The organism is Stappia sp. P2PMeth1, assembly GCF_900185735.1.
Lineage (GTDB): Bacteria > Pseudomonadota > Alphaproteobacteria > Rhizobiales > Stappiaceae > Stappia.
On record NZ_FYAW01000011.1, the window covers coordinates 29,398 to 43,095 of the forward strand.

A 13,698-nucleotide genomic window follows, 5' to 3' on the forward strand; every position below is an offset into this window, starting at 1 on the left:
AAGGATTCATGTCATGCGTATCCCGAGACCGGCCGGTCTTGCCGGCATTCTTGCTCTTTCCCTGCTTGTCGCCGCCTGCGGCTCGAACCGGTTCGAGCGCGGCGTCACGGGCGGCGCCATCGGCAGCGCGGCCGGTGCCGGCGTTCTGGCAATTGCCGGCGGACCGATCCTGGTCGGCGCGGCGGCCGGTGCCGTGGGTGGTGCCGCCATCGGCGCGCTCACCAACGAGTGCCAGATCGACCTCGGACCGCAGCGCCCGAACAACTGCTGAGGCGCCGGCAGGCACCCGCGGCACCGCTCCCAGACCCCATTCCTTCCGCGAAACGGACACGCCGCGGAACCGGCACGCCGATGGCGGAGGCCGGTTCCGCGGCTTTGAACTTGCGCTGCTCGCGCAAGCGCCTGACTTCGCGCGCTCTTTTCCGATGAGTCCATCCGCCCTTGGATACCGCCATCAAAGAAAATCATTGGTAAATATTACGATACTAAAAGTATCCATGAAACATCTCCCGCAATCAGGACATATTTTAGCCAGATACGAAAGGACAATACCGGCTGCACGGTCGAGGCGACACCGAGCAGCAACGGGACGGACAGAGATTTGCTTGTTCCGCAAAACACCCGCCAGGGCCTGTTCAGGCGCCTGAAGAAAAACATCCTTTTCCTGCATGTGCCGAAATGCGGCGGATCCTTTGTCGAGCAGACCTTCCTGCCCTGGATCCTGAAATGTCCCTCGCGCCGCCTGCGCGAGGCGCGCGGGCACCTGACCTGGTGCGAGTATGCCGGGGTGTTCACCCGCAACGGCATCGATCTCGGCGCGATGCATGTCTTCACCGTGGTTCGCAATCCCTGGGCCTGGCACGTCTCCTGGTTCCATTACCTCAAGCAGGATCTCGGTCGCGGCCGATCCGGCATGCCGACGGAAGTGGATCTGTTCCAGGACTACGACTTTTCCGACTACCTGCGCTGGCTGGCGGACGACGACGCCCCGACCTCGCCCTCCCGCTACATCCGCAAGCAGCAGATCGACTACCTGACCGACGAAACGGGCCGGATCGCCGTCGATCGCGTCCTGCGGCAGGAATGCCTGTGCGAGGACCTGCAGCAGATGGCGAGCGACCTCGACCTCGCCGTCACCGTCTGCGATCGCCGCGCCAACGCCTCCGCCCACGGTCACTATCGCGACTATTACGACGACTTCGGCATCGACCTGATCGCCCGGCGCCACAGGGACGACATCGCGACCTTCGGCTACACGTTCTGAAGCCTCGCGCGGGGTGGCTGCGGACTTGCAATTCGCCGCCCAAGCTGCAATGGCTCAGCCGGGGCCCGTGCGGCCCCGGCCGTTTCCGACACCATCCGCGAGTTCACGATCCCCAATGGGCTTCAACCTGATCCGCTTCGTCCTCGACCCGCACTACCGGGCCGTCAAGCGCTGGAAGCTCGCCAAGGGCGACGCGCGCCTGCTGACCGATGTGCCGCTGGACGCGGGCTCGCTCGTCATCGATGCCGGCTTCTACAAGGGCGATTTTTCTGCCCGCATCTCGCAGAAAGGCTCGCCGAAGGTGCTGGCCTTCGAGCCGGCGCCCGAATTCTGCGAACGCGCCAAGCCGCTTCTCGCCGGCCTGCCGAACGTTACGCTGGACTGCGCCGGCCTGTCCGACTTCAACGGCACCGCCAAGCTCGTCTACGACAATGACGGCAGCAGCACCCAGCGGCGGCAGGAGGGCGAGAGCGTCGAGGTGCACCTGCGCCGCGCCGCCGACGTGGTGCGCGCCGCCGGCCAGCCCGTCGACCTGATGAAGCTCAACATCGAGGGTGACGAGTATCCGGTGCTGGAGAACCTGATCGCGGAAGGGCTGATGGGCGAGGTGCGCCACCTCATCGTCCAGTTCCACCTGATCGACGGGACCAGCCGCGAGCGCTATGCCCGGATCGCCGAGGGCCTGTCGAAGACCCACGATCTCGCCTGGCGCTATCCGTTCGTGTGGGAGCGCTGGGACCTGCGCGAGACCGCCTCGCCGAGCAGGTAGAGCCGGCGGCGGATGCCGTCGCTGAAGCGCAGCCGGCGGCCGTCGAGATGGCCGACCGTGCGCGGATGGCCGTAGGCCCCATAGAGATAGCCGCCGCCGACATAGCGGCAGAGGCCGCCTTCCAGCCCGACCGAGCTCCCGTCCGGCCTCTTCAGCAGCGGCAGAACCACCTCGCGGTAGCGCGCCGTATCGAGAATATGCGGGTTGTTCGAGCGTCCGCTGATCCGGCAGATCGGGAAATCGGCATCGCCCGCCGGCTCCACCCCGAGGTCATAGGCGGCCGGCCGGTTGCGCCGCTTGTTGAAGCGCAGGTAATCGATGCCGCGGGCGCGCATCTCTTCCAGCATCCGGTCGAGCGAATGAGGGATGCGGCTCTTCACGAAGACGAAATCATGCTCGAGCTGCATCGCATAGGCGCCCTCGCCGACCTCCAGCGACCGGGCGAAGCCGTCCAGCATGCCGTTGGTCCGCACCAGCTCGAAGGGGATGTCCGGCAACGCCTCGCGGATCGTCGCCACCCAGGGCTCGAAGCGATCCGGATTGGGGTTCGGGTCGATGAAGATCCGGGTGACGATGCGGTGCCGGCTCTCCCAGCCGAATGTGTCGAAGAACGAACGCACCGCATGCTGGGCCAGACAGTGGGACGGGTCCCGCGAGGCCACGTTGGTGAAGACGTTGAGGTTGAAGACCTCGGACTTCATGCGGACTCCATGCTTGCTTTCCCGCTGCGCCGCCCGTAAGCGTGGCGCGTCCCGATCCGTTTCGCAGCCTTATAGGTGGCCCGCAGTGTCAAAGCCAGTCCCTCGACGCTGGATGAAGCGGCTGGACGCCGTGCTGATGCCGGCCCCCTATCGGGCGCTGGCGAGCCGGCTGATGCTGCCCGCCTGGCCGCGCACCCGCCTTGCCGACGACCGCATCGCGCGCCTTGCCGAGGAGACGCAGCTCCTTCCCGGCGACGCCGGCACCGACCGGCTGGGCTGCCTGCGGCTCGAGGGTCCCTTCGATGTCGATCCGCTGTCCGGCCTCCTCTTCGACGATGCCCGCCTTGTTGCCCCCCAGCCTGGCGAGGAGCTGCTGCCCTGGCCGCCGGCGCGCCCCGACGTCACCCGGCGGCTGCGGATGAAGCCGGTGCTGCGCGAACCGCTGACCGTGCTGCATCACGGCGGCGAAGGCTCCTTCGCCGCCTTCTGCTCGGACGTGCTGCCCCGCTTCTTCGCGCTCGACCATCTCGCCCTGCCGCAAGACCTCTTGGTGGTGGTGCCCGTGTCCATGGGCATGACCGACCATGTCCAGGACGCGATCACCGACGGCATCTTCCGCCCGCGCCCGGTGGAGCTGATGCGCACCGGCCGGGTGACCCGCGCCGACACGGTCTTCGTGGTCGAGCGCCCCCTTGCCCATGCCGGCATCCTCGCCCGCATCGCGGAAAAGCTTGCGGCCGTCTATCCCGACGACGGCGCATCGGTGGAGCCCGCCGATCTCTTCCTGTGCGAGGGCGGCAAGGCGCGGGCCGAGCGGCTGGCGGCCGGGCTGCCGGAACTGCGCGAGGCGGTGGCGAGCGGGCGTCTCGAGGTCGCCGATCCGCGCGACCTGCCCTTGCGCGTGCTGGTTGCCCGGTTGCGGCGAACGGTCCGGCTCATCGCCCCGTCCAGCGGCGAACTGTCGGCTGCCGTGCTGGCCGGCGGCGGCTTGACGCGGCTTGTCGAGATCGCCGACCCGTTCCGCCCGGCCGACCCGCGCCCGGCGATCATCGCCGCCGGGCTCGGCCTCTCGCTGGAGCGCCTCAGCGCCCGGTGATGCCGGAAAAGGCGTTCAGCCGCGCTCGAACAGCGCCAGATGCAGCCGGTCGGCGGCGCGGCGCAGCGGTCGCAGCGCCTGGGTGAGCCGGCGATAGGGCGTGCGCGCCGGCGGGCGGATCGGCTCTGCCTCGGCCAGCAGCGACGGCGCCCCCTCCCCGTGCCCGGCAACGAGCCGGTCGAGCACCGGAAACACCTGGTGCTCCTCCATCAGCCGGCGACGGTTCTCCCGCATCGCCTCCTGCACCTCGACCCGCGCCACCGGATCCGCCTCCAGCACCGCCAGCAGCGTCTTCAGTGCCGTGTCCGGGCGGGTGATGTCGAGCGCGGTGAAGCCGAGCGGATCGAAATAGCGGTCCAGCTCCGGCCCTCCCGCCACGATCGGATAGGCGCCGGCCAGCAGCGGATCGGCCATCTTCTCGGTCCAGCAATGCGGATCGAGATTGTTCTCCAGCACCAGATGGTAGCGATAGCCGTCGAGGCCTTCCGCCTTGTCGGCGACCTCGCGAAAACCCCGCCCGTAGATGTCGAGCCGGGCGCCCAGCGCCGCCTTGGCCCGCCGCAGGAAGCGCAACCGGCGCACCTGGTTGCGGTTGAGCGTCTTGGTCGAGCAGACCGCCGAAATCAGCCCGCGCTCCGGCGCGCAGGGCACCTCCCGCGCCGCAAGCTCGGCGAAGCCGAGGCGCGGCATTCCGCCGGCCGAGGCGCCGAGCCCGGCACCGTAGAACCAGGGCGAGGACGGCTGCATGTGGAAAGCCTCGCCGTCGAAGCCGGGCAGCGGCGAGGAGGTGACGGCGATGCCGAACTGCGAGATGAAGGCCGGATCGTAATGCTTGATCGACACCGGCTCGGGCAGGAAGACGATGCGGCGCGCGCGCGGCAGGCGGGTGGCGAGCCCGCGCGGCGGCTGGTCATAGACCACCAGCCAGTCCGCCCCCTCGCCGGTGCCGCTGCCGGGCACGAGGCGGATGCCGCCCCAGCGCCCGTCGCCGTCCCGGCTCTGACGCAACAGGAAGTCGAAGGTTTGGGCGGTGGCGAGCTGGATGACGGTCATGCCGGGAGGGCCATTCGCTGGATGTTCCGATGACGATGCCGGCGCGGCCACCGGCTGTCCCGCAGCGATAGCGCATCGCGGCCCCTCGGCATAGTCCGCAATGAGTGGCCCGCAAAGAGGCGACCGCCGCCGCCGGGGCCCGCAAGGGGATCCCCGCCGGGCGGCGGTGTCGGCGCGGGCCGCGTGGGAGACGGCCCGCTGCCGGGGTCAGCGCATATAGGGCGACACGCAGATCCGCCGCGGTCCGTTATACGGCTGGAACGTGTTGTCGTACGACCGGTAGGACCGGTAGCGCTGGCTGCACCAGGCGACGTGCTGCCTGGGCAGGACCAGCCCGCGCCGCGGCGGCGGTGCCACGGGATAGCGGGGGCCGTAATAGCGCGGCCCGTAATAGCGCGGCGGATAGACGGGACGCGGGCGGTAGTGATGCGGCCGCCCGCGATGCCAGACCTTCTCGATCTGGCCGTCCTGCCGGATCTCCGGCGTCGCAGCGATCACCGGCGCCAGCGCACTGGCGGCGGTGGCCGCGGTGGCGGCTTCGGCCGGCGCACCCGCCCCGAAACCGATCATGGAAGCAACGGCTATGGCGGCCGCTGCGCAAGTCTGTCTGAAACGCATGGTCCTGTCTCCTCTCGGCCTTGCGATCCCGGTTCGCCGCTGCCCACCGACAGACTGCCGGGTGGATGCGATCCGGGCGATTGCGCGGGGGCCTTGCCGGTCTCCGCGGCACAAGCTGGCGCCTTGGCGCCGCACACCATCGCGATCAGCGATCATGATGGACCAACAATAGCTCCGCGAGCGGGGCAGGACTGTGATGCAGATCATCCCGGCGCCGTTCTTGCGGAAAACCCGTTCGCAAAACCCCTTCATCCCGGTCGGAGTTCCGCGTCTCTTGCCATTTGTCGCTTCTTTCTTATATTAACGACAAATGACAGGAGGCAGCCATGCCCGCACTTCATCCCGTAACGCCCGCCAGTCCCGACCCGGCGGCAGGTCCCGATCCGGCATCGGCGTTTTCCGACGCCGAGATCCGCGCCATGCAGCGGGCCGTGGTCGCGCTTTTCGAACGCTGGGGCCTCACCGACGACCAGGCCAGCCGCCTGCTCGGCGACATCTCCGTGCGCACCTATCAGCGCTGGAAGGCCGGCGCGCCCGGCCGCGCCGGCATCGACCTTGCCGAGCGCATGTCCAACCTGCTCGGCATTCACAAGGCACTGCGGCTGCTGTTTCGCGATGCCCAGCGCGGCTATCGCTGGGTGACGCGCGCCAATGCCGATTTCGGCGGGCGTTCGGCGCTGGAGGTGATGCTGGACGGACGGATCACCGATCTGATGCGGGTGCGCCGCTATCTCGACGCCCGCCGAGGCCAGTGGTGAGGGGGCCAGTGGTGAGGGGGCCAGTGGTGAGGAGCCAGTGGTGAGCCTGTCTGCCGCCCTGCCGAAGGGCCTCGCCATGACGCGGCTCGTCTGGCCGCGCTACCACCGGCTGATCGGCTCCGCCTATCCGCCCATCGACCTGTTCGAGGACATTGCCGACCCGGCCGACTGGGATTTGCTCGCCGCCGCCGAGGCCAGGAGCAACCCGCGCGTCGCCGAGACCATCGGCGCGCTCGACCTGGTCGCTCCCGAACGGCGGGTGAGCGGCCCCGGCGCCTCCTATGTGATGGCGCCCTTCACCCATGTCTCGCCGGAGCGCAAGGGCCGCTTCCACGATGGCAGTTTCGGGGCCTTCTATGCCGCCAACGCCTTCGACACGGCGCTGTTCGAGGTGACCCACCACCAGGGGCTTTTCTATGCGGCGACGGACGAGGCGCCCGGCTGGATCGCCGACATGCGCGAACTGGTCGGCGAGATCGATGCGAGCCTCGTCGATCTGAGGACATCGGGACAGGATGCAGCCGGGGCGGACACCGCCGCCCTGCTCGATCCGGACGACTACGCCGCCTCGCAGGCCTTCGCGGCGCGGATCCGGGCGGCGGGCTGTGACGGCATCGTCTATCCGAGCGTGCGCCATGCGGGCGGCGAGTGTTTTGCCGCCTTCCACCCGGACGTGATGTCGGTGCCGCTGCAGGCAAGCCACCTCACCTGCCACTGGGACGGCAAGCGCATCGACATGGTCAAGATCCACGACCAGCGTCAGGCCGAGCGGGCGGGCCAGGTCTTTAGGATCGAGGCCTGAGCGGATCGAGACCTGCGCGGCTCGTCTTCCGCCTCACTCCTGGGGCCTCACTCCTGGGGCCTCACTCTTCCGGCACGTGCGGATCGGCGAGCGCGTCGCTCGGCCGGCTGACCGGCACGGAAGACTTCGACGTGCGCCGCGACAGGGCCGCTTCGCCATCCCGCTCCAGCAGGCGGCGAAAGGCGAGATGCATGCCGCCATCCGAATAGGACGGCGGGTTCAGCGCCAGCCCGTTGGAAATCAGCGACTGCATCGCCAGCCGGTCCGCCTCGGCCTTGCTGGCCACCGCCGGGTCGGCCTTGTCGACCGTCGGCGGACAGGCGGCAAGCGGGTCCTTCGGCTCGCCGCCGACGAACTCCTTGTCGAACACGTAGCGCCCGCCGCACATCGACACTTTCGGCGCCCGGCGGGTCACGTGGAAAATGTCGTAGCCGCGCTTCAGGTTGCTCCAGAACGCGAAATTGGGGTTGTCGCGATGCTTGGCCATGTTGGCCGGCGTCATCCGGAACGGGAAGACCTGCACCTGGAACGAGCGCTGCCCGCCCTTCAGCGCCTCGCGCACCACCGGGTAGATCTCCTCCACCCCCTCGTCGGTCAGCGCGTAGCAGCCGGACGACGAACAGGCGCCATGCACCATCAGCGCGCTGCCGGTATAGCCGAGCGCCCGCTCCAGCCGGTTGGGGAACCCGAGGTTGAAGGCAAGGTGATATTGCGAGCGCGGGTTCAGCAGGCCGACATGCACGTCGTAGAAGCCCTCCGGCGCCTGCCGGTCGCCCTGCTTGCGCTTGGGCCCGAGCGTTCCCGACCAGCGGCAGATCGGATAGGTCTTGAGCAGGGCATAGCGGCCGGTGCGGTCCGTCTTCCACACCTCCAGCTCGCTTTCCTGCTTGAAGATGCGCACCAGCACGGGCGCCGACGGCGACATCGATTTTTCCGACATGGCCGCCAGGAGCTTGGCCGGGATCGGCTTGGAGCCCCTGCCGTCATCCGCGTAGTCGCTGGACACGCAACCGCTCAACAGGGCCGCGAGCATCACCAGGATTGCCGCTTTCGCTGCGTTCAACATCTTTCGCTTGCCAGGATCTCTTGCGCGCGCCCCACCCGCCAACGGACGATCAGTCTCGCCCGTCACGGTTAACGACTGGTTGCCGGAACTGCAATTCGCGATTACGTGAACTTGACCCGGCACGCGTGCGACGGCCATATCTCCAGAAACTGGAGCTGTGCGATGTACTCGATTGGTGATCTTTCGCGAAAGACCGGCGTCAAGGTGCCGACGATCCGCTACTACGAACAGATGGGTCTTCTGGCGGCCGCCGGCCGGACGGAGGGCAACCAGCGCCGCTACGACGCGGCCCATCGCGACCGCCTCGCCTTCATCAAGCATGCCCGCGACCTCGGCTTCACGCTGGAGGCGATCCGCGAACTGCTCGACCTCAGCGGACATCCCGAACTGCCCTGCACCCATGCCGACGAGATCGCCGCGCGCCAGCTCGACATCGTCCGCGACAAAATCGCGCGGCTGCAGCGGCTGGAGGGCGAACTGGCGCGGATGGTCGGCACCTGCCACGGCGACAACGTCAGGGATTGCTACGTGATCCGCTCGCTCGCCAATCACGAGATGTGCAGCACCGACCACTGATCCGGCCCGCCCGCCCGCCTCGGCGACACGCGCAGGCCGGCCTAACCCCCTTGATCCTCTAGTCGCTAGAGGTCCTATGGTCCTGCTCCTGACCAACAGGAGTTGACCGCATGAGCGTGACCGACCGCCTCGCCCGCTTCCGCGTGGACGGCATGGACTGCGCCAGTTGTGCCGAGAAGATCGACCGCGCCCTCCGGCGTCTGCCCGGGATTGCCGATGTCCGCGTGTCGGTCGTCGCCGGCACCCTGACCGTGACCCATGGCGAGGAGGCGGACCTTGCCGGCCTCGCCCGCAAGGTCGACAGCCTCGGCTATCGCGCCGTGCCGCTGGACGCCCGCTCGCCGGCCGAACCGGGCGCTCCGGCATCCGCGCCGTGCTGCGGCCACGACCATGATCACCACCACCACGCCCCTGACCGCGCCGCCGGCGAGCCGCGCGGCTCTCACCACCACGCGCCGCTCGACGGCCCCTGGTGGCGCAGCGCCAAGGCGCGGCTGACGATCCTGTGCGGCCTGGCGCTGGCGGTGGCTTTCGCCGCCGCGCACCTCGTGCCCACAACCGCGTTCTGGGCCTTCACCCTCGCCATGGCGGTCGGCCTCGTGCCGATCGCCCGGCGGGCGCTGGCCGGCGCGATGAACGGCAGTCCCTTCTCCATCGAGACCTTGATGACCGTCGCCGCCGCCGGCGCCGTCGTCATCGACGCGGCCGAGGAAGCGGCGGTGGTCGTCGTCCTGTTCCTGATCGGCGAATTGCTCGAGGGCATCGCCGCCGGCCGCGCACGCGCCTCGATCCGCGCCCTTGCCGAGCTGATGCCGAAGACCGCCCTGCTGGAGCGCGACGGCGAACCCGAGACGGTAGCAGCCGACAGTCTTGCCGTCGGCGCGGTGGTGCTGGTGCGCCCCGGCGACCGCATCCCGGCGGACGGCACCGTGCTGTCCGGCGAAAGCGCCGTCGACGAGGCGCCGGTGACCGGCGAATCCGTGCCGAAACGCAAGGAGCCGGGCGACACGGTCTTTGCCGGCACCGTCAATCAGGACGGCCTGCTGCGCCTGGAGGTCACCGCCATGGCCGCCGACAACACCATCTCCCGCGTCATTGCCCTGGTCGAGGAAGCGCAGGAGTCCAAGGCCCCGACCGAGCGTTTCATCGACCGCTTCTCGCGCTATTACACGCCCGCCGTCATGGTCGTCGCCGCGCTGATCGCCGTGCTGCCGCCGCTCGTCGGCGGGGCTGAGTGGGCTACCTGGATCTATCGCGGCCTTGCCGTGCTGCTGATCGGCTGCCCCTGCGCCCTCGTCATCTCGACCCCGGCGGCCATCGCCGCCGCCCTGTCGGCCGGCGCCCGCCGCGGCCTGTTGATGAAGGGCGGCGCGGTGCTGGAGGGGCTGGGGCGGATCGACCGCGCCGCCTTCGACAAGACCGGCACGCTGACGGAAGGAAAGCCCAAGGTCACCGACATCCTCGGCCTTACCATGGACGAACGCCAGGTGCTGCGCCTTGCCGCCGCACTGGAGGCCGGCTCCAGCCATCCGCTGGCGCTGGCGATCCTGGCGCGGGCGCAAGCCGACGGCATCAAGGTCGTCGCCGCGTCCCAGGCCACCGCGCTGGGAGGACGCGGTGTCGCCGGCATGCTGGAGGGGCGGCGGCTGTTCCTCGCCTCCGCGCGCGCCGCCGCCGAGACCGCGCCGCTGGACGCCGCGCTGGCACAGCGGATCGCCGCCCTCAACGATGCGGGCAAGACCGTCTCCCTGCTGCTGGTCGACGGCACTATCGCCGGCCTCATCGCCCTGCGCGACGAGCCGCGCGAGGACGCCGTCCAGGGGCTCGCGGCCCTGCGCGCCCTCGGCGTTGAGGCGGTCATGCTGACCGGCGACAATGCCCGCACCGCCAGTGCCATCGCCGGGACGCTGGGGATCGAGGCCCATGCCGACCTGCTGCCGCAGGACAAGCAGCGGCTCGTCGGGGACATGCGGGCGAAGGGTTACCGCGTCGCCAAGATCGGCGACGGCATCAACGACGCCCCGGCGCTTGCCGCCGCCGATATCGGCATCGCCATGGGCGGGGGCACCGATGTCGCGCTGGAGACCGCCGACGCCGCCATCCTGCATGGCCGCGTCACCGACGTTGCCGACATGGTGGCGCTGTCGCGCGCCACCATGCGCAACATCTGGCAGAACATCGGCCTCGCGCTCGGGCTCAAGGCGGTGTTCCTGGTCACAACGGTGCTCGGCATCACCGGCCTGTGGCCGGCGATCCTCGCCGACACCGGCGCGACCGTGCTGGTCACCGCCAATGCCATGCGCCTGCTCGCCTGGCGGGGCGCCTATCGGCTGCCGAAGTGATCCGGATAGAGCCCGCGCCAGAAGTCGCAATTGGCATCCGCCCACGGGTCGAAGACATGCACATTGCCCGGCTCGAAGCGCATCGCCGTCTCGCCCTCGGCGAAGCGCTTCCAGTCCGGGACCTGCGCCGCTGCCGGATCGCCGTTACGGATGAAACCGACCCAGCTTGCCATCACCTGCTCGCCCAGGGCCGCGGAGGCCGGCGAGGGCTCCGGCGCCGACATCGCCGCCGTGCTGGAAAAGCCGGGGAAGAAGATGTTGAGCTCGGACGAATGCGCCGCCCCCAGTTCGAAGCCCGGATCCGACAGCATGGCGACCCCGAGCACCCTTACCCCGCGATCGGCATATTCCCACTGATAGACCGGAACGTGCCGCGACATCAGCCGCGCCGATTCCACATAGAGGCAACGGTTGATGCCGACATCGGGACGGAAGTCGGTCATCGCGGTGGCCAGCGCCACCGGCACGGACGAGAACCGGTCGAACGGGTATTGGCCGACCACCTCGGCGGCCTCCTCGCCGTAGAGCGCCTCGATCGTCTTGTCATAGGTGTCGGCGGTGTAGGTCGCGCCGGCCAGCACGTCGTATCCGACATAGAGCCGCAACTCGTCCCGGGTTCCGCCGTTCAGCACCGGCACCTGCACGAAGCGCCCGCTGTCCAGCGCCTCCAGTCCCTGACGCGGCAGGGTCTTGGTGCCGTAGGGCGGGGCGAAGGCCATCAGGTCGCCGGTCCCGGCCCTGTCGCCGGCCGCGATCACCACCTGCGGGTCCTTGCCGCGCAGGCACTCCAGCGCGGTGGCCGGGTCGGCGCAGCCGGCTTCCTGCGCAACGCGCTCGCCGAAGCTGTTGCGCTCCTCCACGTTGTGCAGCTTGAAGACGCAGGCGCCGCTCTGCACGATCGCCTTGTGGAACAGGCCGGACGTTTCCTCCGGCGCGATCAGATGCATGCAGACCGAGGCGGCACCCGCCGATTCGCCCGCCAGCGTGATGTTCTCCGGGTCGCCGCCGAACGCGGCGATGTTGTCCCGCACCCACCGCATCGCCAGGCGCTGGTCCTCCAGCGCGAAGCCGCCGTTGATCGCGGCATCGAAGGCGGGATGCGGCATGAAGCCGAACACGCCGAGCCGGTAGTTCATGCTGACGACGACCGCATCGGCCGCCAGCGCCAGGCGGTCGAGCCGGTAGAGCGCTCCCGAGCCGCCGACAAAGGCCCCGCCATGGATCCACACGACGACCGGCCGCTTGGTCGTGCCCGGCTGTTCGCCGGAATAAGGCATGGAGATGTTGAGCGCCAGGCAGTCCTCGTTGTCGCTGCGCGCCGTCATGCCGTAGCGCTCGGCCTGGGCGCAGTCGCCCTTGAAATGCATGGCCGGCAACACCCCGTCCCAGGCGGCCGCCGGTTGCGGCATTGCCCATCGCCCCTCGCCTCCCACCGAGGCGCCATAGGGAATGCCGCGAAACTCCAGTGCGCCGTTGCGGACGAAACCCGCCACCTTGCCGCCGCTGGTCTCGACGATGGCCGCCTCGCCCCACGGCGATCCGCTCTCCTGCTGCGGCTGCGCGAAGCCAAGACCGGGAAGCAGGAGAACGCCCAGCAAGGCGGGCAGGCCGGATAGACAAAAACGCATCACGAACTCCGTCGGGAAATGAATGGGTCGATTGCCGGACGTGCGGCCCGGCGATTTTGAGATCTGCAGGCCGGGCGGAAAAGTGCGTGCTTTCCCGGAGGCAACTGGCGGACGGGGGCGGACGGGGCGACCGGGTGCGTTTGCCAGGCTCTTTCTGCAGCGCTCTTTCTGCAGCGCTCTTGCTTAGGGGGTCTTGTTGCAGGGCGCTTGCTGGGGGCGCAAGCCGCCGCCCGCGCACCGCAGGCGGCGGCCTGTCGTACCGGGTGTCAGGCGGCCGACGAGAGCAGGTTGGCCCCGCCGGCGATCAGCAGGATCAGCCCGAACAGCAGCATCACGGTGATGCCCAGCGCCACGATCGAGGCGACTGCGGGCTTGGCGACGAGGACGGCGAACAGTCCCTCCTCGCGCGGCTTGGTGAAGATGATGGAAGCGATTGCGGCCGTGAACATGGCCAGTCCGGCAAGAAACTGCATGGTGATGTCTCCGCTGCGGCGCGCGCTCGCCTTGTGCGGCACGGCCCCGAAATCTCTCGAAATTCCGTCGATGGCTGCAATTGGCAGCCGTGAGAGGGTTTCAGCGGGAGACGGGAGGCGCTCGGGGGTGGTGTGCCCCGGCCGGGCGGTTTGGCAGCGCGGGACGGACGGCAGCGGTCCGGCGCGGCTCCCATCCCTGCGGTGCGGCCGCCGCCGGCGGGCGGGCGACGATGGCCGCATCCAGATCGCCGCCGAGCGGCGTCGGCATCGCCAGCACCTGCCGGCGCTGGTCGGGCGCCCCGTCCGGCAGGACGGCGGAGAGGGACAGAAACGCGGATCCGGTCTCGTCGACGACGATCGGCGCCACCGGCTGCGACGGCGCGGCACGGGCCCCGTGCGGCAGGACCGCCGCCCATGCGAACAGCACCGCCAGGATCGCGATCAGCCATCGCGCCGGGCGGAGCGGGCATGCGGCGTCCGGTCCGTGTGTCGTCATCGCACAACGCTACACCATCGCCCCGCGAAACACGACGGGAATAGCAGGTTCTCGGG

15 protein-coding genes are annotated in these 13,698 nt (G+C 69.3%); 8 read left to right on the plus strand and 7 right to left on the minus strand.

Going from position 1 to position 13,698, the window contains the following annotated elements; all coding sequences use genetic code 11:
* The first annotated feature begins 13 nt into the window (after positions 1-13).
* The 3 genes from P2PM1_RS06045 (at position 14) to P2PM1_RS06055 (ending at position 2,033) form a co-directional block, all read left to right on the plus strand.
* A complete protein-coding gene (locus P2PM1_RS06045; RefSeq protein ID WP_186387305.1) occupies positions 14-271 on the plus strand; it encodes a hypothetical protein in 258 nt (85 codons plus the stop codon).
* A 330-nt stretch (positions 272-601) separates the two neighbouring features.
* On the plus strand, positions 602-1,264 hold the full coding sequence (locus P2PM1_RS06050) for a hypothetical protein (RefSeq protein WP_186398504.1): 663 nt from the start codon (positions 602-604) through the stop codon (positions 1,262-1,264).
* Between the two features lie 115 nt (positions 1,265-1,379).
* The gene (locus P2PM1_RS06055) at positions 1,380-2,033 is read left to right on the plus strand and encodes an FkbM family methyltransferase (protein ID WP_186398505.1); all 654 of its coding nucleotides are present in this window, start codon (positions 1,380-1,382) and stop codon (positions 2,031-2,033) included.
* On the opposite strand, the gene P2PM1_RS06060 is transcribed toward P2PM1_RS06055, so the two are convergent.
* Complete coding sequence (locus P2PM1_RS06060) at positions 1,976-2,734, minus strand: hypothetical protein (protein ID WP_186387302.1); 759 nt, start codon at positions 2,732-2,734, stop codon at positions 1,976-1,978. The genes P2PM1_RS06055 and P2PM1_RS06060 overlap by 58 nt on opposite strands.
* A 112-nt stretch (positions 2,735-2,846) precedes the next feature.
* On the opposite strand from P2PM1_RS06060, the gene P2PM1_RS06065 reads away from it, so the two are divergent.
* Positions 2,847-3,830, plus strand: a complete 984-nt coding sequence (locus P2PM1_RS06065; RefSeq protein WP_186398506.1) for a hypothetical protein — start codon at positions 2,847-2,849, stop codon at positions 3,828-3,830.
* A gap of 15 nt (positions 3,831-3,845) precedes the next feature.
* Here the strand turns inward: P2PM1_RS06065 and P2PM1_RS06070 are convergent, their stop codons facing one another.
* Both P2PM1_RS06070 and P2PM1_RS06075 read right to left on the minus strand, forming a co-directional pair.
* Positions 3,846-4,883 (minus strand): hypothetical protein, encoded by a 1,038-nt coding sequence (locus tag P2PM1_RS06070; protein ID WP_186398507.1) that lies wholly within the window; start codon positions 4,881-4,883, stop codon positions 3,846-3,848.
* A gap of 207 nt (positions 4,884-5,090) precedes the next feature.
* Positions 5,091-5,453: a BA14K family protein gene (locus P2PM1_RS06075; RefSeq protein ID WP_186398595.1), complete on the minus strand. Its 363-nt coding sequence runs from the start codon at positions 5,451-5,453 to the stop codon at positions 5,091-5,093.
* Positions 5,454-5,827: 374 nt separating this feature from the next.
* On the opposite strand from P2PM1_RS06075, the gene P2PM1_RS06080 reads away from it, so the two are divergent.
* Positions 5,828-6,259, plus strand: coding sequence for an MbcA/ParS/Xre antitoxin family protein (locus P2PM1_RS06080; protein ID WP_186398508.1), 432 nt, complete (start codon positions 5,828-5,830; stop codon positions 6,257-6,259).
* 40 nt (positions 6,260-6,299) lie between these two features.
* The gene (locus tag P2PM1_RS06085) at positions 6,300-7,061 is read left to right on the plus strand and encodes an RES family NAD+ phosphorylase (protein ID WP_371636436.1); all 762 of its coding nucleotides are present in this window, start codon (positions 6,300-6,302) and stop codon (positions 7,059-7,061) included.
* Positions 7,062-7,122: 61 nt separating this feature from the next.
* Here the strand turns inward: P2PM1_RS06085 and P2PM1_RS06090 are convergent, their stop codons facing one another.
* Entirely contained in the window at positions 7,123-8,127 is a 1,005-nt protein-coding gene (locus P2PM1_RS06090; RefSeq protein ID WP_186398509.1) for a murein L,D-transpeptidase family protein, read from the minus strand.
* A gap of 162 nt (positions 8,128-8,289) precedes the next feature.
* Here P2PM1_RS06090 and P2PM1_RS06095 point away from each other — a divergent pair, with 162 nt between their 5' ends.
* Entirely contained in the window at positions 8,290-8,703 is a 414-nt protein-coding gene (locus P2PM1_RS06095) for a helix-turn-helix domain-containing protein (RefSeq protein ID WP_186398510.1), read from the plus strand.
* A gap of 110 nt (positions 8,704-8,813) precedes the next feature.
* On the plus strand, positions 8,814-11,045 hold the full coding sequence (locus P2PM1_RS06100; RefSeq protein ID WP_186398511.1) for a heavy metal translocating P-type ATPase: 2,232 nt from the start codon (positions 8,814-8,816) through the stop codon (positions 11,043-11,045).
* Here the strand turns inward: P2PM1_RS06100 and P2PM1_RS06105 are convergent.
* The 3 genes from P2PM1_RS06105 to P2PM1_RS06115 form a co-directional block, all read right to left on the minus strand.
* Positions 11,027-12,673, minus strand: coding sequence for a carboxylesterase/lipase family protein (locus tag P2PM1_RS06105; RefSeq protein ID WP_186398512.1), 1,647 nt, complete (start codon positions 12,671-12,673; stop codon positions 11,027-11,029). The two genes, P2PM1_RS06100 and P2PM1_RS06105, sit on opposite strands and share 19 nt — an antisense overlap.
* A gap of 266 nt (positions 12,674-12,939) precedes the next feature.
* The gene (locus P2PM1_RS06110) at positions 12,940-13,146 is read right to left on the minus strand and encodes a hypothetical protein (RefSeq protein WP_186387294.1); all 207 of its coding nucleotides are present in this window, start codon (positions 13,144-13,146) and stop codon (positions 12,940-12,942) included.
* Between the two features lie 100 nt (positions 13,147-13,246).
* On the minus strand, positions 13,247-13,642 hold the full coding sequence (locus tag P2PM1_RS06115; RefSeq protein ID WP_186387293.1) for a hypothetical protein: 396 nt from the start codon (positions 13,640-13,642) through the stop codon (positions 13,247-13,249).
* Positions 13,643-13,698 lie beyond the last annotated feature (56 nt).

Bases quoted from the DNA above. Each gene is read 5' to 3' on its own strand.
- P2PM1_RS06045 (WP_186387305.1), top strand. From the start codon at position 14: ATGCGTATCCCGAGACCGGCCGGTCTTGCCGGCATTCTTGCTCTTTCC.
- P2PM1_RS06055 (WP_186398505.1), top strand. From the start codon at position 1,380: ATGGGCTTCAACCTGATCCGCTTCGTCCTCGACCCGCACTACCGGGCC.
- P2PM1_RS06095 (WP_186398510.1), top strand. From the start codon at position 8,290: ATGTACTCGATTGGTGATCTTTCGCGAAAGACCGGCGTCAAGGTGCCG.
- P2PM1_RS06065 (WP_186398506.1), top strand. From the start codon at position 2,847: ATGAAGCGGCTGGACGCCGTGCTGATGCCGGCCCCCTATCGGGCGCTG.
- P2PM1_RS06105 (WP_186398512.1), bottom strand. From the start codon at position 12,673: ATGCGTTTTTGTCTATCCGGCCTGCCCGCCTTGCTGGGCGTTCTCCTG.
- P2PM1_RS06080 (WP_186398508.1), top strand. From the start codon at position 5,828: ATGCCCGCACTTCATCCCGTAACGCCCGCCAGTCCCGACCCGGCGGCA.
- P2PM1_RS06060 (WP_186387302.1), bottom strand. From the start codon at position 2,734: ATGAAGTCCGAGGTCTTCAACCTCAACGTCTTCACCAACGTGGCCTCG.
- P2PM1_RS06115 (WP_186387293.1), bottom strand. From the start codon at position 13,642: ATGACGACACACGGACCGGACGCCGCATGCCCGCTCCGCCCGGCGCGA.
- P2PM1_RS06090 (WP_186398509.1), bottom strand. From the start codon at position 8,127: ATGTTGAACGCAGCGAAAGCGGCAATCCTGGTGATGCTCGCGGCCCTG.
- P2PM1_RS06110 (WP_186387294.1), bottom strand. From the start codon at position 13,146: ATGCAGTTTCTTGCCGGACTGGCCATGTTCACGGCCGCAATCGCTTCC.
- P2PM1_RS06100 (WP_186398511.1), top strand. From the start codon at position 8,814: ATGAGCGTGACCGACCGCCTCGCCCGCTTCCGCGTGGACGGCATGGAC.
- P2PM1_RS06075 (WP_186398595.1), bottom strand. From the start codon at position 5,453: ATGATCGGTTTCGGGGCGGGTGCGCCGGCCGAAGCCGCCACCGCGGCC.
- P2PM1_RS06070 (WP_186398507.1), bottom strand. From the start codon at position 4,883: ATGACCGTCATCCAGCTCGCCACCGCCCAAACCTTCGACTTCCTGTTG.